Origin of the sequence: Actinomadura rupiterrae, assembly GCF_024172125.1 — a bacterium.
Taxonomy (GTDB): domain Bacteria; phylum Actinomycetota; class Actinomycetes; order Streptosporangiales; family Streptosporangiaceae; genus Spirillospora; species Spirillospora rupiterrae.
The window spans coordinates 304,053-323,993 of the sequence record NZ_JAMZEA010000006.1 but is presented as its reverse complement, the minus strand read 5'-3'; the positions used below and the strand labels follow the sequence as shown (position 1 = coordinate 323,993).

Sequence of the window (19,941 nt, the reverse complement as noted above, 5' to 3'; positions counted from 1 at the left end):
GATGGCCAGGTCGGTCGTGGTGGCGTCGGGCACGGCGAACGTCCAGGCGGTGACGGGCCCGTTCACGCTGGTCGGTGTCTCGGTGCGGGAGAACGCGGGCACGCCCGCCGCCGCGGCGCTGGTGATGCGCGATGGGACGACCACCGGCGACCCGGCGCGGGTGCTGGTGAAGCTCGCCGCGTCCGAGTCCAAGCTCCTGGGGCCGCTGTCGGTGGAGTTCGCGAGCGGGATCTTCGTGCACCGCGAGTCCGGCACCTCCGAACTCGTCCTCTACCTGGAGTGAGGCGGCGGCACGGTGGCCTGGGTGAGGGAGGGCGTGCGGTGAGCGACCTTCGAGCGGCCGAGGTCGGCTCCTGGAGCCGGGTCGGGCTCGACGGGCAGGGGCGTCCGCTGTGCCCCTGCTGCCAGGAGCCGATGGCCGAGGTCGGGCCGGGTCAGTGGACCTGCGCACTGATGGATGCGGCGTTCCGGCAGATCGCGACGGCGCTCGGAGGGCTGGCGCGATGAGGTGGCCGTGGCGTCGGCGCGCCGAATCGCCGCCGGGCGAGGCGCGCACGATCTCGTTCCAGCAGGTCTGGGGCTCGGGCGCGGACCAGCGCCTGACGGCGGTGACCAGCATGGACACCGCGCTCACGCTGGTGCCGGTGTTCGCCGCGACGCGGCTGCTGTCGGACTCGGTGGCCTCGCTGCCGCTCCAGACGTTCCGGCAGGTCGGCGACGTCCGTATGCCGATCACCGACCCGGCGCTGATCCGTGACCCCACGCAGTACGGGACGGTCTACGACTGGGTGCACCGGGCCATGACGTCGCTGACGCTGCGCGGGAACGCCTACGGCCTGATCACGGTCGTGGGCGGGAACGGTGGGCCGTCGCAGATCGAGTGGCTGCACCCGGACGACGTGGAGATCCTGCACGACCGGACCGATGAGCGTCCGCAGTGGTTCTTCCGGGGGCGTCCGCTGGACGCCTCGCTGCTGGTGCACATCCCCGGCTACACGCTGCCGGGCCGGGTCCTCGGCCTCTCGCCGATCATGGCGTACCGGACGACGATCGAGACCGGAATCTACGCGCAGAGCTTCGGGCGGGACTGGTTCCAGAACGGCAGCACTCCGGCCGCGATCCTGACGTCGGAGAACCGGCTGGAGCAGGCCGACGCCAAGGCGCTCAAGCAGCGGTTCCGCGCCGCGGCCGAGGCGCGCGAGCCGGTGGTGATGGGCGGGGGACTGGAGTACACGCCGATCTCGGTTCCCGCTGAGGAGAGCCAGTTCCTCGCGACCTTGAAGATGAACGCGACGCAGATCGCGAGCATCTACGGGATTCCGCCGCAGATGATGGGCGGCGAGGTCGGCAAGAGCCTGACCTACAGCACGGTCGAGCAGGACTCGCTGAACTTCGTCCGGCACACCTTGCGCCCGTGGCTGGTGAAGCTGGAGACGGCGATCAGCGGGCTCCTCGCCTCGCCGCACTTCGTGAAGTTCAACGTGGACAGCATCATCCGCGCGGACCTGCTGAGCCGCTACCAGGCGCACCACCTGGCGCTCGCCGACGGCTGGATGAGCCGGGACGAGGTCCGCGCGCTGGAGGACCGGCCGCCGCTGCCGAACGGCGAGGGCTCATCGTTCACGCCGCCTGTGCCCGCTACCTCCCAACCCACCGCACAGCCCGCGACCGCCCCGGGAGGGACGCTGTGAACGACGTCGAGCGCCGGTACACGCGCGGCCTGGTGGAGGTCCGCGCCGAGCCGGACGCCCCGCAGCAGATCGGCGGGTACGCCGCCAAGTTCATGCGCCTCTCGCAGAACCTGGGCGGTTTCGTTGAGCAGATCGAGCCGCGTTTCTTCGCCAAGAGCCAGGCGGACGGCTGGCCTGGCGTCATGGCCCGCTACAACCACTCCGACAACATGCTGCTGGGCACCACGGCCGCCGGGACACTGCGCCTGGCCGTGGACGCCACCGGCCTGGACTACACCGTCGTGCCGCCGTCCAGCCGCGCCGACGTGGTGGAGCTGGTGCAGCGCGGCGACGTGCGGCAGAGCAGCTTCGCGTTCCGGACCTTCGAGGACGAGTGGGCCCAGACTGAGCAGGGCTTCCCGCTGCGGACCCTGGTGAGCGGGGCCCTGGTGGACGTCGCGCCGGTGAACTCGCCGGCCTACCCCGACACCAGCACCGGCCTGCGGTCGCTGGCCGCGCAGGTCGGCGCGGACCCGGACGAGGTGCTCCAGGCCGCCGCCGCCAACGAGCTGCGCAGGTTCTTTGCTCACCCGCCCGCGACGGTCATCGACATGCACGTCAACCGGAACACGCCCGACGAGAAGCTCCAGGAGATCGCCCGGCAGGCCGCCGAGGCGGCGCTCGGGAATGTCGAGGGCGGGACCGAGGTACGCGAGACGGTCTCGGACGAGCCCTGGTCCAACTTCACCCCGGCCGACTACGACATCGCCCAGTGGCGGCGCGCCTGCCTGATCGACACCGGTGAGGGCGCGGAGGACTCCAAGGGCCGCTACAAGCTGCCGGTGCGCGAGCCGGATGGCGACCTGAACCGGAACGGGGTGCACGCGGCGGCCGGTGGGCACGGCCTCGGCGCGGTCACGGGCATCTCCGACGCGCAGCGGACGGCGGCGGCCAAGACGCTGATCAGCCTCTACCGCGACCAGCTCACCGAGGACCCCCCGGAATCGCTGCTGGCGATGGCCGGGATGCGCAGCGCAGGACAGGGCGAGGCAGGCGGTGAGGTCCGGGCGGCGATGGTCGCCCTCGCCGCCAAGCAGAGGCCCCCGTACCCGCTGCCTTGACGGATCGCGAGCGGCAGGGCGCAACCCACCGCTCGCGGACCAGGAAGACCGGCCCGGCAGCCGGATATCTGCCGCGGAGGCAGGGCGCAACCCACCTCAACGTCCAGTTCAGATCTCTGAAACGGAGATGGCGTTGAGTCGTTCATTCATCAAGAGCCTGCACGAGAAGCGGCTCAAGACCTGGGAAGAGGCCAAGGCGCTGGCCGACAGCGTCGCCGAGCAGAAGCGGGACTTCAGCGCCGAGGAGCAGGAGACCTGGCTCCGGCTGAACAGCGAGATCGACGCCATCGACGAGCGCGTCAAGAAGCTCCAGGAGGCCGAGGAGCGCGCCAAGGAGTCGGAGGAGACGTTCCGGGCGCTGCTGGACCAGCCGGTCGCCGAGGGCCGTAAGGCGCCGGAGGACAAGAGCGCGGATGAGCAGCTCCGTTCGTGGCTGTCCGGTGCGTCCGGTGGCCGGGCGCTGGACATCCGTCCGACGGCGGAGGAGCGCAGCACCGACCTGCGGACGCTGTCGAAGCTGACGGCGGCGGCGGGCGCGAACACGGTCAAGACCAGCTTCTACAACCGCCTGATCGCGCATTTGATCGAGGTCAGCGGCATGCTGTCGATCGGCGCGACGATCCTGCGGACCGCGACCGGCGAGTCGATCCAGGTCCCCAAGACCACGGCGCACAGCGCGAACGCGTCGATCGTGGCGGAGGCGGCCACCCTCGCCGCGAACGAGCCCACGTTCGGCCAGGTCACCCTGGACGCGTTCAAGTACGGGTTCCTGATCCAGATCTCGCACGAACTGCTCAACGACACCTCGATCGACCTGACCGGCTACCTCGCGATGCAGGCCGGGCGGGCGCTCGGCAACGGGATCGGCGCGCACCTGGTCACCGGTACCGGCACCAACCAGCCGAACGGGGTGGTCACGGCCTCGACGACGGGAGTGACCGGCGGCACGGGCGTCGGCGGCGCATACACGGCCGACAACCTGATCGACTTGTTCTACAGCGTGATCTACCCGTACCGGAACAGCCCGTCGTGCGCGTGGCTGATGAAGGACGCGTCCGTCGCGACCCTCCGCAAGATCAAGGACGCGTACGGCGAGTACCTCTGGCAGCCCGCCCTGACCGCAGGCAACCCCGACACGGTCCTGGGCAAGCCGCTGTTCACCGACCCGGCGATGCCCGCCGTGGGCCTGTCCGCCAAGAGCGTCGCGTTCGGCGACTTCTCGCAGTACTTCATCCGCATGGTGGAGACCCTGCGGTTCGAGCGCAGCGACGACTTCGCCTTTAGCTCGGACCTCGTCACGTTCCGCGCGATCCTGCGCGGCGACGGCGACGTCGTGGACACCACCGGGGCGATCAAGGTGTTCGCCGGGGGCGCGAGCTGACAGTGGTCCTCACCAGCAACGACGTGCCGGGCCCGGGACCCCGACCGGGCCCGGCACCCGAAGGAGGCAAGATGCGAGTGGTCATGAAGCACCAGATCTCCGGGACGCGCGACGGGCAGGAGTGGCCGGCGCCCGGCGGCGAGATCGAGCTGCCCGACGTCGAGGGCGCGATGCTGTGCGCGCAGGGCATGGCCGAGCCCGTCGAGACGCGCGGCAAGGACGAGGAGAAGGCGACCGCGCCGAAGGCGTCCACGCGCAGTAAGTAGATGGCCCCGTCGCTGGTCACGTCGTACGCGGTCTACGCCAACGCCAGCAACACCACGACCCTGACCACGACCACCTTCACTCCGTCGAACGGCGAGGTGCTCGTGGTGAAGCTCGCGACGTGGGACACCGCCGTCTCGATGGGCGCACCGACCGGCGGTTCCCAGACGTTCACGTCCAGGAACATCGTCGCGCCCGGCGGGTTCAACAACTGGTGCGGGATCTACACGGCGGTGGTCTCCGGGTCGCCGGTGAACATGACGGTGTCCTCCACGCCGTCGGCGACCTCATGGCACTCGATGGTGGTCGAGCGGTGGTCCGGGGCGACGCTCGCGGCGTCTCCGGCGGTCAACGCGACCACCTCCGGGACGGGCACGTGCTCGACGACCCTGACCACGACGGCCGCGAACTCGGTCGTGTCCTGGACGTCCGCCGACGCCTCCGACAAGGACCCGAGTACCCGCGCCTACCTGTCCAGCGCGACCGAGGACGGGCTCCAGGACGGCCATGTCGGGAACAACATGGTGGCCTACTACGCCTACCAGAGCGCCGCGACCGCGGGCTCGCAGACGATGGGCCTGTCCGCGCCGACTCCGCAGACATGGGTCCTGGCGGGCATCGAGGTCAAGGCCGCCGCCACGGCCAGCGGGCCGATCAAACCGCTTTCGCAGTACACCGGGTTCTTCTGAGAGGGATGACATGGCCCGCTACTCCGTGCAGGTCGAGTCCGCGGCGGCGCTGGCCGTGGACACGGGTTTCGCCTGGCTGATGGCCTCGGCGAACAACGGCTACAAGCTCCGTCGGGTCACGCTCGGCGTGGTGGCCGGTGCCAGCACGCCCACCAGCCAGCAGCTCGTCGTGGGCATCAACCGCGTCACCACGGCGGGCACCACGCCGACGGCCGGGATGACGCCGGTGAAGCTCGACCCGAACACGGCGGCGGCCGGATCGGTGTGGAACACCGCCTACTCGACGCCGCCGACGCTCGGTACCGCCGACATGTTCCGCGCGGCGTTCAACTCCCAATCGGGTGCGGACCTGCCGTGGGAGCTGCTGGAGGAGCTGGTGGTGTCGGCTGGCACCGCCAACGGCCTGGTGTTCATCAACCGTGACAACGCGCTCCCCGCCTCGCACAAGCTTGTGCTGAGTGCGGAATTTGAGGAGTAGGGGCCGCCTGCGCTGAGGCAGCGAACGCCTGACCGTCGGGAGGGCCCGTGGCGAGGCAGGCCCGTAACGTCCGGTCGCGGCGCGGAGCCATCTGGCAGGTACCGCCGCCGAGCGCGGCCTCCGTCCCCGGGGTACCGCCGCCGATGGTGCGGCAGGCGCGTCGCCCCGCGCCCTGCCCGCGTCGTGGCCGGATCCAGACCGTCCCGCCGTCCGTGCCGGTGCCGCCGTCCTGGGGGGTGCGGCGGCCGGTACGGACGGCGGGACTACGGCGCGGGCAGTTCCTCAAGCTGCCGCCCGCCGCCGCTACAGTCACCCCGCCCGCGCTAGCGCCGCTGTGGCTGACGGCCAGGCGGCCCCGGGCAGGGACGATCCGGCGCGGTGACTTCCTGGCGGTCCCGGTCGCCGTCGCCCCGACTGTCCCGCCAGCACTCGCCCCGCCGTCGCAGGTCGCGCGGCGGGCGCGGACCGGGGGAGCGCGGCGGGGGCGGTTCCTCGTCATTCCGCCCGCGGTCGCGCCTGCCGTTCCGCCCGCGTGGCCGCCGCCGTGGCTGACCGGGCATCGGGCCCGGCCGCCCGTCCGGCGCGGCGCGTTCCTCCCGGTGCCGGTCGTTGCTCCGCCGGTTCAGCCTGCGGACCCGCCGCGGTCCGCCGTGACCGGACGGCGTGTGCGGTCGCTGTCGCCCCGGCGCGGCCGGTTCGCGCCCGTGCCGCTGGCAGGTGCGGTTTCGGCGGTGCCGACCTGGACGCCCGGCGCGGTCGCGGGACGCCGCGCCAAGCCGCACGCGACCAGGCGCGGCCACTTCGCGCCGACACCGCTGGTCGGCGCGGTCCCGCCCGCACCGCCGCCCATCGCTCCCGCCGGCCTGCTGGGTCGTCGGCCGAGGCCGCCCGCGCCGAGGCGCGGCCGGTACGCGCCTGTCCCGGGCGTGGTCCAGCAGGCGACCCCGCCCGTGCCCGCCGCCGTGGTGGGGCGCCGCCTGCGCCTCGGCTCGGTCAGGCGCGGCCGGTTCGGGCTCGTCCCGGCGGTGCCGCCGTCCTACCCGGCCAGGCTCGGGGCGCGGCGTCCGCGCACGAGTCCGGTGCGGCACGGCCGGTTCCTCGCGGTGCCGTTCCCGCCGCCGCTTCCGCCGGGTCCGCAGGCGCTGCCGCCCGGCCGGGTGTGCGGTCGCCGGGCCCGTACCGGTCCGGCGCGGACTGGTGTGTTCCTGCCGCTGCCCTTGCAGGGCGTGGCGGTGGCCGCGCCGACGCGCGGCTCGGTGGCGGGCCGGGACCGGTCCGGTGCGGCGTTCGGCGGCGCGGCGCGGACCGGGCCGCTCGTCGGAGGCGCCGCCCGGTCCGGGGCGACCACGACCGGCGCGGCACGGTCCGGCTCGACGGTGGCGGGGCAGGCGCGGATGGGACCGGCGATGAGAGGTGGCTCGTGAGCTATGACCTGGGCGAGGTCGTCCCGCTGTCGGTGACGATCCGGGACGCGACCGGCGCGCTCGCCAATGCGGGCTCCGTTACGGTCACGATCACTCTGCCGGACGGGACGGCGGCCGGTCCTACCACGGTGTCTGCGGCCTCGACGGGCGTCTACAACTACGACTACCCGACCACGCTGTCCGGGCGGCACGTGGTCCGCTGGCTGGCCACCGGCAGCAACGCGGGCGCGTGGACGGACGTGTTCGAGGTGCTCGCCACCGACCCGGGGCAGCTCGTCTCCCTGGCCGAGACCAAGGCCGAGCTGCGGATCGCGGCGGACGACACCAGCCAGGACGGCGAGGTGCAGGACATGCTCCGCGCCGCGACCGATGTCGTCGAGCACTACGTCGGTGCGATCGTCCGCCGGACCTTCACCGACACCTACGGGGGCCTGGTCGGGTCGTCGCTGCTGCTGACACGCACACCGGTGCTGTCGATCGTGTCGGTGGTCGAGTCCGGGACGACGCTGACGCCCGCCGACTACCTGGTGGACGCCGAGTCCGGCGTGCTCCGGCGGGTAGCGGCCGACTTCCCGCAGCTCTGGCTGTTCGGCATCCAGAACGTGACCGTGACCTACGTCGCGGGCCGTACAGCAGTGAAACCCGCCTGGCGCGAGGCGTGCCTGATCATCACGGCGCACATGTGGGAGACCCAGCGCGGCCCGCAGCGCGGCCCGTTCCAGTCCGGCAGCGAGGACTACGACCCGCGCTATTCCTACAGCATCCCGCGCCGCGCCCTGGAGCTGCTGAACGAGCCGGTCGGCGGGATCGCGTGAGCGTCTCGACGGTGCCCGCCGTCCTGGACGCCCTCGTGCAGCGGGTGGGCCTGGCGCTGCCGGGTGTGCAGGTGACCGACGGGCAGCCGGTGGACGTCGAACCGCCGGACACGGTGTGCATCGGGTTCACGGGCACACCCGGCGAGGCGGTGGTGGTCTCGATGCTGAGCCCGGAGCAGATGGCGGTCACGCCGGACCGGGAGTCCTACACGGTGGCGTGCGTCGCCTCCTGCTGGAAGGGGCACGAGCGCGACGCCAAGGCCGTACGGGACCGCGCCTACGCCCTGGTGGACGCGGTCGATGCCGAGCTGGCACGCGACCCGACCCTCGGCGGCCTGGTGCTGCGTGCGCGGCTGGCCACCGAGGAGCTGATCCCGGAGCAGACCGCCGAGGGCGCGCTCGCGACCGTGAAATTCAGCGTCTCGGTGGACGCTTTCGCAGGCAGGTGAGCGATGTCCGATGAGGTCCGCAAGCTGGTGCACGACCTCGGCAAGATCCCACCGGAGCTGAAGCGTGCGCTGCGGCCGGGCCTGCGCACAGCGGGGCGGATCGTCGCCGAGGACGCGCAGGCGCGCGCGTCGTGGTCCACCCGCATCCCAGCGGCGATCAAGGTCCGGGTGGGGCTGACCGGGAGGAGCGCTGGGGTCTCGGTGGTGGTGAACCGGAAGGTCGCGCCGCACGCGCGCCCGTTCGAGCACGGCGGCCGGGACGGGACCTTCCGGCACCCGGTGTACGGCCACCGGAAGACGTGGGTGGCGCAGCGCGCCCGCCCGTTCCTTGCGCCCGCGCTGGAGGCCAAGGGCGACGCGGCTGAGCGGCAGATCGCCGAGGCCGTGGACAAGGCGACCCGTGCGGCGGGTTTCCGCTGACCGATCACTCAGGAGGGGGCCAATGGCCGCGCTCACTACCAACGTCGTGCCCAAGCAGGCGACCCGCATCGACACGCTGTTCACGGCCGCTTCGGCGGGCGGTGACGACTGCGCGACCGGCGGCGGGATGTTCCTGCTGGTCAAGAACACGAGCGGCTCGGCCGTCACGGTCACGCTCGCTGTGCCGGGACTGGTGGACGGGGACCTGACCGTCGCCAACCGCACGTTCAGCGTCGCCGCGACCACCGGCGAGCACTGCATCCCGCTGACCGACTTCCCGTACAAGAACACCTCGACCGGGCGCGCGAACATCACCTACTCGGCGACGTCCGGTGTGACGGTCCTGGTCGTGCGGGTCCCGACGTCATGAGCACCACCGTGTGGATGCGGCACCCGGACCTGGCCGACGCCGCCGAGGTGCCCGCCTCGGCCGTGCCGATCTGGGGGGCGGCGGGGTGGGTGCCGGTGGACGCGCTCGCCGACGCGGTGGACGTGCCGGACGACGAACCGCCGCCCGACTCCCTCGCCGCCGAAGACGCACCCGAGACCGGCGGGCCCGCGCCGCGCCGCCGCAGCACCCGACGGGAGTCCTGATGCCTGCCACCCCGATCACCGCGTCGTCGCGGTACATCAACCCCGGCACCACCAAGGTCTACTGGGCCACCTCGATCGCCAACAAGTCCGCGCCGACGCGCGCGGAGCTGAACGCGGCGATCGACGTCACCGGAGAGCTGGCGGACAACAAGGGCTGGATGGTGTCGAGCGACGTCGTGGACGCGCCCACCATGGACTCCCGTTTCACCGCCAAGATCCCCGGCCGGACGGACGCCAAGGACTCCTCGCTGACGTTCTATGCCGACTCGACGGGCAGCGACGCGCGGACGTTGATGCCGCTCGACACCAACGGGTTCGTGATCTGGCTGGACGGCGGCGACGTGACCGGGCGCAAGTGCGATGTGTTCCCGGTCCGGGTGGCGTCGGTGGGCAAGGAGCGCAGCACCAAGGGCTCCGATCCGGCGACGGTCCCGATCGAGTTCGCGATCACCGCCGTGCCCGCCCAGGACGTGGTGATCCCGTGAGCCTGCTGGACAAGGCGGCCATCCTCGCCGCAGAGGACCGCCGGTACGAGGTGGTGGACGTCCCCGAGTGGGGCGGGCAGGTCCGCGTCCGGTCGCTGTCCGGCGCGGAGCGGGACGAGTTCGAGGGCAAGACCCTGATCCAGGCGGGCGGGCAGCAGCGGGTCAACGCGCGGAACCTCCGCGCCCGGCTGGTGGCGATCACGGTCGTGGACTCCGACGGCCAGCTGGTGTTCGAGCCCGCGGACGTCATCAAGCTCGGCAGCAAGTCCGCGAGCGCGCTCCAGCGGGTGTTCGACGCCGCGCAGCGGCTGTCCGGACTGAGCGAGAGCGACGTGGAGGAGCTGGCCGAGGGTTTCGGAAGCGCCCAGATCGACGCCTAGCGTTCCGGCTGGCCGCGCATCTGGGCATGACCGTCGGTCGCCTGCTGGCGACCATCGACGCCCGCGAGCTGGCCGAGTGGTCCGCCTACGAGCGGGTGGCCGGCCCGCTCGGCCCCGACCGCGGCGACTACCAGGCGGCGATCATCGCCGCGACGATCGCCAACGGCAACCGCGATGAGAAGTCCGAGCCGTTCACGCCCGCCGACTTCCTGCCCGACTGGGACCAGTGATGGGGGTGGGCGTTGGCGACCATCCGCAACTTGATCATCCGCATCGGCGTGCACGACGCCGAGGTCCGCGCGGGCGTCGAGCGGGTCAAGAAGGAGATCGGCGACCTGGAGAAGCACGCCGAGGCGCTCCAGAACCTTTCCCGCTCGGCGGGGCTGGCGGTGCTGGCCGGGTCGGCGGTGCAGCTCGTCACCGCGCTGGCGCCGGCCGTCGGGGTGCTCGGCGCGGTGCCGAGCGCGGCGGCGGGCGCGGCGGCGGCGCTGCTGCCGCTGAAACTCGGCCTGTCCGGCGTCGGCGAGGTGCTGGGGTCGGCGATCACCGGGGATGCCAAGAAGTTCAATGAGCAGCTGAAGGCGTTGCCGCCCGCTGCGCGGTCGGTGGTCGGGGAGCTGGGCAAGACGTTCGGCGGGCTCCAGGCGATCGCGCAGCAGGCATTGTTCGAGCCGATGAAGGGCGCGGCGAAGGGGCTGGCGCAGGACTTGCGCGGGCCGTTGACGACCGGTGTCGCGCAGGTCGCCGCCGCGTGGGGCCGTCTCGGTGCGCGGGTCCTCGGCGTGCTGCGCGAGTCGGCGACGATCTCGTTCCTCCAGCGGCTGTTCGCGAACGTGGCGCGGGCCATCGACGGCGTGGGGCGCGGCGTCCCGGTGCTGCTGCGCGGCTTCCGCGACCTCGCGAACGTGTTTCTTGGGAGCTTCGGGCGGATCGGGAACGCGCTCGGCGAGGCGATGACCAAGGCTGGGCTGTGGCTGTCGCGGATCGCCGTGGGCGGGCAGGCCACCCGCTGGATGAGCGCCGCCGTGGTCGTCCTCGGGCAGCTCTGGCGGATCGTGGTGAACCTCGGCTCGGCGCTGCTGGGCATCTTCGGCGCGGCCAGCAGCGGTGCGGGCACCTTGCTGAACAGCATCGTGCAGCTCACGGCCAAGTTCGCGGCCTGGACGCATTCGGCGGAGGGCAAGGAGAAGCTCGGGGACACCTTCCGCCTGCTGGGGCAGACCCTCCAGAACCTCATGCAGATCCTCCCGAGCGTCCTGCCGGTGATCGTGCAGCTCGCCACCGCGTTCTCCAAGCTCCCGCAGCCGGTCCAGGGCGTCCTGTCGAAGTTCCTGGCGTGGACGATCCTCGCCGGGCTGGTCGGCACGAAGGTCGCGCCGCTGGTCTCGGGACTGGGGCTGGTAGGGAAGGCGTTCTTCAAGGGCGGCGACGCGGCCGGAGGGATGGCCGCCAAGGTCGGGAAGGCGGCCGGGAGCTTCGCGGTCTCGGCCGGGAAGATGGCGGCCTCGGCGGCGGCCTCGACGGGCCGGATCATCGCTTCCTGGGCGGTGGTCGGGGCTCACGCTGTCGCGGAGTCGGCCAAGGCGGTGGCGGCGTTCGCCAGGGCGTCGGCGGCGGCCGTGGCCGAGGGAGCCAAGGCCGCCGCGACCTTTGCCATCGTCGCGGCGAGGGTCGTCGGCGGGTGGATCCTGATGGGCGTCCAGGCGATGGCCAACGCGGTGCGGATGGCCGCCGCTTGGCTGATCGCCATGGGCCCGATCGCGCTGGTCATCGCCGCCGTCGTCGCGATCGTCGTGCTGATCGTCATGAACTGGAACAAGATCAAGAGCTGGACGGTTCAGGCGTGGCAGTTCGTCTGGGACTGGATCAAGAAGATCGCCGGGTTCATCTGGCAGCTCTTCCTCAACTGGACGATCTACGGCCAGGTGATCAAGCACTGGACGCAGATCAGGGACACGACGGTCGCTGTGTGGAACGCGATCGTCAACTGGATCAAGGGCATCCCCGGCCGCTTCATGGCCAACCTGTCCGCGCTCGGCAACCTGGCGTCCAAGGTCGGCGGCTGGTTCGCCGGGATGGCCAAGGCCGCCGTGAACCAGGTCAACTGGCTACTCGGGCAGGTCGCACGCGTGCCCGGCCTGATCCTGCGGTCGCTGGGCGACCTCGGCAAGCTGCTCTACAACTCCGGCCGGAACGTCATGATCGGCCTGTGGAACGGGCTGGCGTCGATGGCCCAGTGGATCTACAACGCCGTGATGCGGCTCGTCCACGACATCATCCCCGGCCCGGTCCGCAGCGTCCTCGGGATCGCTTCGCCGTCCACCCTCTTCCACGGGTTCGGCGTCAATCTGGGCCAGGGGCTCGCGCTCGGCATGAACAGCAGCCGCGAGCTGGTCAGCAGGGCTGCGCGTGGTCTGGCCGAGGCCGCTGCCGTCGCGCCCGGCACGCCCGGCTACGGGTGGAGCACCCCGACACCGCCGGGCACCGCGCGGGCCGCTGCGCGCCGCCAGCCCGGCACCGACTACGCGCGGATGGCCGCCGCGCTCACCGAGGCGATGCGGCGTCAGGGCGTCGGCGCAGCCTACCTGGACGGGCGGCTGGTGTCCGACACCGTCTCGCGGTACACGGGGCGGGCGACCGAACAGCGCAGGAGGACCGGGTAAGTGGTCGCCGCATGGAAGTTCGTGGACCAGCCGATCGCCAGCCCGACGGTGCTGCTGGACATGAACGATGGGAACACCTGGGCCACGCTGCGCGAGGGCTTCGACGTCTCGCCGCCGTCGCTGCGGCGCTCGATCGTCACGAACGCCATGTCGGACGGCGGGTTCCTCACCAGCGCCGCCTACGACCTGCGCGAGCTGCGGTTCACCCTCCAGCTCTCCGGCATCACCGAGGCGGACCGGTACACGCAGCTCAAGGCGTTCGAGCGGGAGGTCGCCAAGCCGTCCAACCTGCTGATGTACAAGCCCGACCTCGGCAGCAATCCGGTCTTCTTCCGGACGCTGCGCTCCGACACCTTCACCCTGGACAACCAGTTCATCCCCGGCCAGGCGTGGCGGATCAACGCCTCGGTCCTCGCCGAGCCGTTCGCGATCGGCACGCGCGTAGACCTGGCGGCGGTCACCGTGACCAACGACCCGGCCGCAGGGAGCAACCCGAGCCGCATCGACATGACGGGGATCCTCGGCGACGCGCCGAGCCCCGCGTTCGTCCGGCTCGGCAGTCTTGCGGCAGGGACGAGCATGTTCCTGGCGCAGCGAACCACGAACAACCCCGGCGCAGTGACCCTCTTCGCGCAGGCCGAGTCGGGCACGATGGGCACCGACACCACGGCGACCGCGGGTACCGCGTCGTTCTCCGGGAGCGGGAACAAGGCGGCCACCACCACCTTCGCGACGGCCACGGGGATGACCACGCGGCTGACGTACACCACGCTTCCGTCCGCGACCTCGGCCGAGGCGCTACGCGGCCGGTACCGGGTCCTGCTGCGTGCGTCCGTCGCTGCCGCCGCGACCACCTCGACCTACCAGTTCCGCTTCCAGCAGCTCGGCAACGACACCTCCTCCGGGCCGACGGTGACCGCCACCATCACCAACGGCACCTTCCAGCTCATCGACCTGGGCGTGATGGAGTTCCCGCCGTCGCTGGCCACGCCGGTCTCGATCGGCTACAGCGCACTGGCCGCCGGTTACGCCACCTCTCAGTTCGGCCTCCAGGTGTCTCGTGCCTCGGGTACCGCCAGCCTGGACATGGACTACCTGTACTTGCTGCCCGCCGATGAGCGGCTGTGCGCGGTGTACCAGGCCGCCTCCAGCGGCTACCTGATCTTGGACGGCCCGAACGACACCACCTACTGCATGGCCGCCGGTACGAGCCCGTTCGGGGCGACGCCCTCCAACCGGATGATCGACAATGCGGGCGGGCTCGTCCCCCGGATCGGTGGCTTGCCGGTGCTGGTGCCGGGCGTGACGAACCGCTGGTATCTGCTCACCGACACCGGCACGATCACCAACACCAAGAGCGTCGAGGTGTCGTACTGGCCGCGCTGGCGGGAGGTCGCGCCGTGAGCATCCCCGTCCCCCTCGGCGTCAGGATCATCAACAACTACCAGGACGCCTGGGACATCTGGGTCACCAATGCCGTGCAGGACATCACCTTCCGCAGTGTCGTCCCCGGAGGGTTCGCGAGCGCGACGATCAGGCTGCACCGGCCCGCGATCCTTGCTGGGGCGACCGGCTACCTGTACGACACCGACGCCGGCGCGTTCGAGCGGGTGGTGCGGCTGTTCAACCGGGTCCAGATCGTGGACTTGAGGGATGCCTCGATCGTCTGGGAGGGGCGGATCGAGGACCCCAAGCGCAACAGCGCCGACGACACGTGGGAGGTCGGCTGCCTCGGGGCGATGGTCGCCGCGTCCGATGTGCAGCGGCCGATTTGGTACGCCGACAGCGACGTTCAGTCGTGGGTGCCACGCAAGACGTCCTGGTGGCAAGCCAGCGTGGACACCGTCGGGCAGACCATTGAGATCCGCTGGGCCGGTGGCTATTCCTTTGCCCTCGGCACGCTCTACACGGCGCTGGACTGGCGGCGCGGCCAGGAGTGCGAGCAGTTCGTCGCCCGCTACGACATCACCTTCTCCGGGGTCGGTGCCACCAGCGCCAGCGGAGGATCCGGCACGGCGGTCAACCTGTGGAACTCGGTTGACGTGATCTCCGGGTACAGCACGAGCGCCATCGACATCGACGCCACCAATTACACCCAGAACATCAGGCACACCAGGTACATCGGTGCGGCCTACGATCACTACAACCCGACCGGCGGCATCTCGTGCAACGACGGCTGGGTCATGCGCATCAACATGGGCAAGGGCTCCGGCTCGGGTGCCTACATCACGCCGCCGGACGCGGTTCTCGGCCGGATCAGCCGTCCGCACGTCTACGCCGTGCGAATGGATCGCTACGGCAACTCCCTGACCGCCTCATCGAACTACACCACCGACTACGTCACCTTGCCGCAGATCGTCGAGGACGTGGTGGGACGGCTGCTGGTCGGGGGCTGGTTCCAACCGTGGGGCAGCGATACCGGGCAGGTGCGGGCCTCCGACATCTGGATCGACTACACCTCGGCCCGCACGTGGACTCACCTGACCTACTTCGACGGCGCGACCGCCGCCGACATCCTGAACGACATGGTGGCCGCCGAGCCGACCGCCTACTGGGCCCTGTGGGAGAGCCGCTACGGGGCCACTGACCAGAACAATGACCAGAACATCAACGGGTTCCGGTTCGAGTGGGCGACCTGGCCGGCCTCTTGGGGCTACCAGGCGACCTCCGCGGACGGGCTGGAAGAGCAGCCCAACGGGTCGGACCTGCGCAACGAGATGTTCTACAAGTTCACCGACAGCGCGGACTGGGACTCGGCGAACTCCGGGCTCACCGAAGTGCTGCCAGAGTCCGATGCCGTCCCGGAGCTGGACTGGGCGAAGCTGACGCGCGCGATCACCGTTATCCGCGAAGAGCCGACCGACCCCGACACCCCGCTCACGGAAATGCTCGGCATCCTCCAGCGCTACGGCAAGGTCCGCAACGCCGGGACCCTGACGGTGCGCCGCCCGATCCCGTTCTACGACAAGGGCGTCAACTCCTGGACCGGCGCGAGCCGCATGGTGCAGCCGTGGGAGATCCGCCCCGGCAAGCTGATCCGCATCACCGACCTGCTGCCGTCCGGGCGTATCAACGACTTCTCGCACGGCACCACCGCGCCGCCGCCCGAGCACAACGGCACCGTTTGGCGTGTGGTCGCGACCGAGTACAACTCGGCCGACAACTCCTGCCGCCTAGAGCTGGACCAGGTCGCGTCCTGGCAGCTCGCCACGCAGATCGCCGACGCCGCCGCCGCTCCGGCCCCGAACGTGAAGAAGGGGTAGCGGTGGCCGCCCTGGAGATCCGGCAGGGGCGCTGTGGCGGATGAGCCGGGTCTCGGTGAACTCTCCCGCAAGATCGAGGACTTCCGGCGGGACGTTCGCGACGACTTCCAGGCCATCGCGACCCAGCTCGCGCAGTACGTCCTGCGCGAGGTGTACCTCGCCAACGAGGCCGCGCAGGACACCCGGATCGCCCGGCTCGAACGCGAGCTGGAGAACGCCCGGAACACCGCCCGGACCGCGATCTACGCGGCGATCGGCGCGGCCGTGTCGTCCGTCGTCGCCGCCGTGATCATCACCTACCTCTTCAAGGGCGGTCACTGATGCGGCCAGATGTGCGGGTGCGCGACGTGCTCGTCCTGGTCGGTGTCCTGCTGCTGGTGGTCGGGGCGACCTACCTGGCGGCGCTGATCGGCCAGACCCGCGCCGACCGGGCGCGGCTGGAGCGGCAGGTGGACACCCTTTCCCGGCAGGTCCGCGACCTCGGCGGGGTGCCGTCGGTGTCGCCAGCTCCGGGCCCTTCCGGTTCGGCCGGCCCGCCGGGCGGGCCGGGCTCGTCCGGGGCTCCGGGTTCCAGCGGCTCTCCCGGCCGGGCGGGCTCGGCAGGCCCGGCCGGTTCGCGTGGCCCGGCCGGGTCGCCGGGTGCGAGCGGTGTGCCGGGCCGGGACGGGCCCAGCGGGCGCGACGGGACGCCCGGTCCGGTCGGACCGTCCGGACCGCAGGGGCCTCCCGGTGAGCCGGGCCCATCCGGGTCGCCGGGGCCCGCGCCGTCCACCGTCTACTGCACGCCACCGGACAAGCTGAGCGGCGGAGCGTGGACCTGCACCGGTAAGGAGCCACCGTGACCGAACCGCTGGACGGCGTCTACCGCGAGCGGCATCACCTGGTCGCCCACCTCGCCGCGCTCTACCCGGCGGTGATGGTGCCGAATGCCGATGAGGAGGCCCCGGACTGGCCTGTCCTCTACGTGACCCTGCCGACCGGCCAGGTCTCCTGGCACATCGCTCCGCGCGACTTGGATCTGTTCCACCACGTCCCCGTCGGCGCGGCGGCCGAGTGGGACGGCCATGACGTCGAGGAGAAGTACCGGCGGCTCGACGCGTACACCGCCGCCCTGACCGAGGAGGTCTCCATGGCCGATGAGCCGATCCCGCCCGAGCCGAAGGACGGGGCACCCGTGCATCCGTGGGACGGGCGGCAGGACGTCCCGCAGACGCCGGGCAGCGTCGTCGAGTCCGACCCGGAGGTGGCCGATGACCGGGAGCGCTGAGGATCTCCTGACCGTCGCGCGCGGCGAGCTGGGGCAGGGCGAGCATCCGCCGGGCAGCAACCACAACAAGTTCACCGACTGGTACGGGCTCGGCGATGTTCCGTGGTGCGACATCTTCCTGGCCTGGTGCGCCGACCGTGCGGGCTGCCTGCCTGCGGTGGGCCGGTTCGCCTACACGCCGTCGCACGCGCAGTGGTTCAAGGAACACGGCCGCTGGGGAGAGGTGCCGCGCGTCGGCGCGATCGTGTTCTTCGACTGGGGCGGCTCGCGGGACCTCTCTGCGATCGATCACGTCGGCGTCGTCGAGGCGCTCAGGGCGGACGGCTCGATCGTCTCGATCGAGGGCAACACCGAGGACATGGTGCGGCGGCGCGTCCGCACGAGCGGCATCGCGGGCTACGGCTACCCGGCCTACGCGGGCACGCCGTCCCCGCCGCCGCCGGTCGCGCCGCCGTGGCCCGGCCGGTACCTCCGGCAGCCGCCGATCATGACGGGCGGCGACGTCCGGACGTGGCAGCAGCAGATGAGCCGCCGGGGCTGGCATCTGGCCGTGGACGGCGCGTACGGGCCGGAGTCGTCAGCGGTGTGCCGGAGCTTCCAGACCGAGAAGCGCCTGGAAGTGGACGGCATTGTCGGCCCGGCGACGTGGCGCGCGGCGTGGACCGCGCCGATCACTTGAGGAGGCCGTGATGTCCGAACCGATCGATAGCAAGGTCGAGGGCAAGGTGGTGGCTGCGTCGTCGGCGGCGCTGGTGGCCGCGTTCATCGTCGGCTGGGTCGTTCACGTCCTGCCGGGGCTGTCCGGGCTGGCCGAGCCGCTCCAGGCGGCGGTCACGGCGCTGATCGTCGCTGGGCTCACCTTCGCGGGCGGGTGGCTCGCGAGGCATACGCCGAGGTGACATAGCCTGACCCGGTTGGCCGGTGGGGAAGCCGGACCGGCACGACGCCCCGTCACCGCTTCGGCGGTGACGGGGCGTTTCGCGTGCTCAGATCTTTTCCAGGGTCCCTGCGAGTGCCTTCGAGACTGCCCGGAGGGCGCTCGCCGCGTCCTGCATGACGTGCACCGTGCCGGGGCCGTCGCCCCGCTTGAGCGCGTACAGCCACTCGCCTTTCCAGCACCCGGCCCCAGCTTGCACGCCCGCAACGCTGAACTGGGCGTCGAGCTGAGCCGAGAGGAGGAACTCCTCGAACGACGGGGTTTGCATGGTCTCAGCCTGCCATTGCGAGCGCTGCTTCGGGGCGAGCTTCGGGGCGATCCTTCACCGCCTCCGAAGCCAGCACGGCAGCCAGGGCCGCCGTGATCGGCTGACCGGTCTTCAGCTCCACGAATCCGTACTGGCCGGTCGGGTTGCACTCCAGGAACCACCACGTTCCGCCTTCGGCCGCGACGAAGTCGAACGCGCCGTAGTTGAGCCCGAACCGCATCATGAAGCTCCGGACGTGCGCCCGGACGCTCACAGGCACCTCCAGCGGGAGGAACTCGGCCTGCTGTTGCTCGGGCCGCCAGTCGGTTCGGGTGGTCCCGCGGATCTCGCAGGCGAACAGCTGGTCCCGAACCGCGGTGAGTCGGACGTGAGCACCCTGGATGAGGTGCTGGAACATCGAGGCAACGAGCAACTCCCCAGGCAGTCCGGCGACCTCTATGCGCTCGGCTGGGACCATGCCGCCGTCACGGAGGCCCTGGCAATGCCACGCCTTGTTCAGCGTCTGCTCCTCGATGGAGTGCCGCCGAGCCCACCCGGCCACGGCGGAGCCGGATGTGGTGACGAGCGTCCGCGGGACGGCGAACCCGCATGCGACGGCGACACGGAGCTGGACCGGTTTCGGGACAGCGCTGGCCGCAGCGTCCGGATGGTTCACCCAGAACGCGGGCAGGGCCTTGAGGGTCCCCAGGAGCGCCGCGGCGTCCTCCTGCGCGGCCCACGCCCGAGCCAGCTCGTCGCCGATGCCTGGATGCCCCTGGGGATCCCACGCCCACCGCCACAGGACCGCGCCGACCCGCGACAGGTCGAGGCGGACGGGGCCCTGGGAGATGGTGCCCTCCCACCGGTCACCGTGCAGCTCGACGGCCATCTCCAGGGGGTAGGTGTCGTCGGCGGGGTCGATGCGGACGACACCGACGTCCGGATGGTGGTCGCGGAGCCGCTGGACGATGAGGTCGGAGGTGTGGTCGTCGCGGGCCGTGACGACCAGCACCGTGCGACCCGACGTCACTTGGATTCCTCGTCGCTCTTGTTGTCATTGCCCGCGGTGTTGTAGGTGGTCGTCCAGGTGCCGAGCCGGACCGGGTCGATCGCCTTGCCGCCGATGGTGTTGAAGCCCCTGACGTGGTCGTAGACCAGGCCGGGGATGTCGGGGGCCAGCGCCGCCGGAACGGTGATCTCACGCTGGAGCGGGAAGGGCAGCGGGGCGGTGGGGCTTGCCGTAGCGGTCATGGTTGCTCCTCGACCGATGCTGCGGCCCGCTGGTGCGGGCCGATGTGCCTCCCAGTACGCCGCCGATCCGCGCGGGTAGGGAGGGGGATGTGCGCGGGCCGCACATCGTTTGCGGATTCGGCAAACGGGCTGGAACTCACCTG

Annotated in this window: 28 protein-coding genes; 25 read left to right on the top strand and 3 right to left on the bottom strand. The window is 71.3% G+C overall.

Going from position 1 to position 19,941, the window contains the following annotated elements; genetic code table 11:
- Window position 1 precedes the first annotated feature (1 nt).
- From FHU30_RS22275 to FHU30_RS22155, 25 genes are all read left to right on the top strand, one after another.
- Window positions 2–283 carry a hypothetical protein gene (locus FHU30_RS22275; RefSeq protein ID WP_253878478.1) on the top strand — a complete coding sequence of 94 codons (282 nt, stop codon included), beginning with the start codon at window positions 2–4 and terminating at the stop codon, window positions 281–283.
- Window positions 284–321: 38 nt separating this feature from the next.
- The gene (locus tag FHU30_RS22270) at window positions 322–507 is read left to right on the top strand and encodes a hypothetical protein (RefSeq protein WP_253878477.1); all 186 of its coding nucleotides are present in this window, start codon (window positions 322–324) and stop codon (window positions 505–507) included.
- Window positions 504–1,691 carry a phage portal protein gene (locus tag FHU30_RS22265; protein WP_253878476.1) on the top strand — a complete coding sequence of 396 codons (1,188 nt, stop codon included), beginning with the start codon at window positions 504–506 and terminating at the stop codon, window positions 1,689–1,691. The genes FHU30_RS22270 and FHU30_RS22265 overlap by 4 nt, the downstream gene beginning before the upstream one ends.
- A complete protein-coding gene (locus FHU30_RS22260) occupies window positions 1,688–2,791 on the top strand; it encodes an HK97 family phage prohead protease (RefSeq protein ID WP_253878475.1) in 1,104 nt (367 codons plus the stop codon). The genes FHU30_RS22265 and FHU30_RS22260 overlap by 4 nt, the downstream gene beginning before the upstream one ends.
- A 133-nt stretch (window positions 2,792–2,924) precedes the next feature.
- Window positions 2,925–4,172: a phage major capsid protein gene (locus tag FHU30_RS22255; protein WP_253878474.1), complete on the top strand. Its 1,248-nt coding sequence runs from the start codon at window positions 2,925–2,927 to the stop codon at window positions 4,170–4,172.
- A gap of 71 nt (window positions 4,173–4,243) precedes the next feature.
- Entirely contained in the window at window positions 4,244–4,438 is a 195-nt protein-coding gene (locus tag FHU30_RS22250; RefSeq protein ID WP_253878473.1) for a hypothetical protein, read from the top strand.
- Entirely contained in the window at window positions 4,439–5,125 is a 687-nt protein-coding gene (locus FHU30_RS22245) for a hypothetical protein (RefSeq protein WP_253878472.1), read from the top strand.
- Between the two features lie 10 nt (window positions 5,126–5,135).
- Window positions 5,136–5,603, top strand: coding sequence for a hypothetical protein (locus FHU30_RS22240; RefSeq protein WP_253878471.1), 468 nt, complete (start codon window positions 5,136–5,138; stop codon window positions 5,601–5,603).
- A gap of 650 nt (window positions 5,604–6,253) precedes the next feature.
- Window positions 6,254–7,027, top strand: coding sequence for a hypothetical protein (locus FHU30_RS22235; protein WP_253878470.1), 774 nt, complete (start codon window positions 6,254–6,256; stop codon window positions 7,025–7,027).
- The gene (locus tag FHU30_RS22230) at window positions 7,024–7,842 is read left to right on the top strand and encodes a head-tail connector protein (RefSeq protein WP_253878469.1); all 819 of its coding nucleotides are present in this window, start codon (window positions 7,024–7,026) and stop codon (window positions 7,840–7,842) included. Before FHU30_RS22235 ends, FHU30_RS22230 begins: the two co-directional genes overlap by 4 nt.
- On the top strand, window positions 7,839–8,291 hold the full coding sequence (locus FHU30_RS22225; protein ID WP_253878468.1) for a hypothetical protein: 453 nt from the start codon (window positions 7,839–7,841) through the stop codon (window positions 8,289–8,291). The genes FHU30_RS22230 and FHU30_RS22225 overlap by 4 nt, the downstream gene beginning before the upstream one ends.
- A 3-nt stretch (window positions 8,292–8,294) precedes the next feature.
- A complete protein-coding gene (locus FHU30_RS22220) occupies window positions 8,295–8,711 on the top strand; it encodes an HK97 gp10 family phage protein (RefSeq protein ID WP_253878467.1) in 417 nt (138 codons plus the stop codon).
- A gap of 22 nt (window positions 8,712–8,733) precedes the next feature.
- The gene (locus FHU30_RS22215; RefSeq protein ID WP_253878466.1) at window positions 8,734–9,081 is read left to right on the top strand and encodes a hypothetical protein; all 348 of its coding nucleotides are present in this window, start codon (window positions 8,734–8,736) and stop codon (window positions 9,079–9,081) included.
- Window positions 9,078–9,305: a hypothetical protein gene (locus FHU30_RS22210; protein WP_253878465.1), complete on the top strand. Its 228-nt coding sequence runs from the start codon at window positions 9,078–9,080 to the stop codon at window positions 9,303–9,305. The genes FHU30_RS22215 and FHU30_RS22210 overlap by 4 nt, the downstream gene beginning before the upstream one ends.
- Entirely contained in the window at window positions 9,305–9,790 is a 486-nt protein-coding gene (locus FHU30_RS22205; RefSeq protein WP_253878464.1) for a phage tail tube protein, read from the top strand. Before FHU30_RS22210 ends, FHU30_RS22205 begins: the two co-directional genes overlap by 1 nt.
- Entirely contained in the window at window positions 9,787–10,170 is a 384-nt protein-coding gene (locus FHU30_RS22200; protein ID WP_253878463.1) for a phage tail assembly chaperone, read from the top strand. The genes FHU30_RS22205 and FHU30_RS22200 overlap by 4 nt, the downstream gene beginning before the upstream one ends.
- Window positions 10,171–10,196: 26 nt before the next feature.
- Complete coding sequence (locus FHU30_RS22195; protein ID WP_253878462.1) at window positions 10,197–10,400, top strand: phage tail assembly protein T; 204 nt, start codon at window positions 10,197–10,199, stop codon at window positions 10,398–10,400.
- 30 nt (window positions 10,401–10,430) lie between these two features.
- Window positions 10,431–12,833, top strand: coding sequence for a phage tail protein (locus tag FHU30_RS22190; protein WP_253878461.1), 2,403 nt, complete (start codon window positions 10,431–10,433; stop codon window positions 12,831–12,833).
- Complete coding sequence (locus tag FHU30_RS22185) at window positions 12,834–14,237, top strand: hypothetical protein (protein WP_253878460.1); 1,404 nt, start codon at window positions 12,834–12,836, stop codon at window positions 14,235–14,237.
- Entirely contained in the window at window positions 14,234–16,096 is a 1,863-nt protein-coding gene (locus FHU30_RS22180; RefSeq protein WP_253878459.1) for a hypothetical protein, read from the top strand. The genes FHU30_RS22185 and FHU30_RS22180 overlap by 4 nt, the downstream gene beginning before the upstream one ends.
- Window positions 16,097–16,129: 33 nt before the next feature.
- A complete protein-coding gene (locus tag FHU30_RS22175) occupies window positions 16,130–16,417 on the top strand; it encodes a hypothetical protein (protein ID WP_253878458.1) in 288 nt (95 codons plus the stop codon).
- Window positions 16,417–16,938 carry a hypothetical protein gene (locus FHU30_RS22170; protein ID WP_253878908.1) on the top strand — a complete coding sequence of 174 codons (522 nt, stop codon included), beginning with the start codon at window positions 16,417–16,419 and terminating at the stop codon, window positions 16,936–16,938. The genes FHU30_RS22175 and FHU30_RS22170 overlap by 1 nt, the downstream gene beginning before the upstream one ends.
- Complete coding sequence (locus tag FHU30_RS22165) at window positions 16,935–17,363, top strand: WDGH domain-containing protein (protein ID WP_253878457.1); 429 nt, start codon at window positions 16,935–16,937, stop codon at window positions 17,361–17,363. Before FHU30_RS22170 ends, FHU30_RS22165 begins: the two co-directional genes overlap by 4 nt.
- Window positions 17,347–18,042: a C40 family peptidase gene (locus FHU30_RS22160; protein WP_253878456.1), complete on the top strand. Its 696-nt coding sequence runs from the start codon at window positions 17,347–17,349 to the stop codon at window positions 18,040–18,042. Before FHU30_RS22165 ends, FHU30_RS22160 begins: the two co-directional genes overlap by 17 nt.
- Before the next feature lie 10 nt (window positions 18,043–18,052).
- Window positions 18,053–18,262 (top strand): hypothetical protein, encoded by a 210-nt coding sequence (locus FHU30_RS22155; RefSeq protein ID WP_253878455.1) that lies wholly within the window; start codon window positions 18,053–18,055, stop codon window positions 18,260–18,262.
- An 87-nt stretch (window positions 18,263–18,349) separates the two neighbouring features.
- Here FHU30_RS22155 and FHU30_RS22150 read toward each other — a convergent pair whose 3' ends face one another.
- From FHU30_RS22150 to FHU30_RS22140, 3 genes are read right to left on the bottom strand one after another with little or no spacing between them, the layout of a single operon-like run.
- The gene (locus FHU30_RS22150; protein ID WP_253878454.1) at window positions 18,350–18,568 is read right to left on the bottom strand and encodes a hypothetical protein; all 219 of its coding nucleotides are present in this window, start codon (window positions 18,566–18,568) and stop codon (window positions 18,350–18,352) included.
- Between the two features lie 4 nt (window positions 18,569–18,572).
- Complete coding sequence (locus FHU30_RS22145) at window positions 18,573–19,577, bottom strand: MvdC/MvdD family ATP grasp protein (protein WP_253878453.1); 1,005 nt, start codon at window positions 19,575–19,577, stop codon at window positions 18,573–18,575.
- Window positions 19,574–19,798 (bottom strand): hypothetical protein, encoded by a 225-nt coding sequence (locus FHU30_RS22140; protein ID WP_253878452.1) that lies wholly within the window; start codon window positions 19,796–19,798, stop codon window positions 19,574–19,576. Before FHU30_RS22140 ends, FHU30_RS22145 begins: the two co-directional genes overlap by 4 nt.
- Window positions 19,799–19,941: the final 143 nt, after the last annotated feature.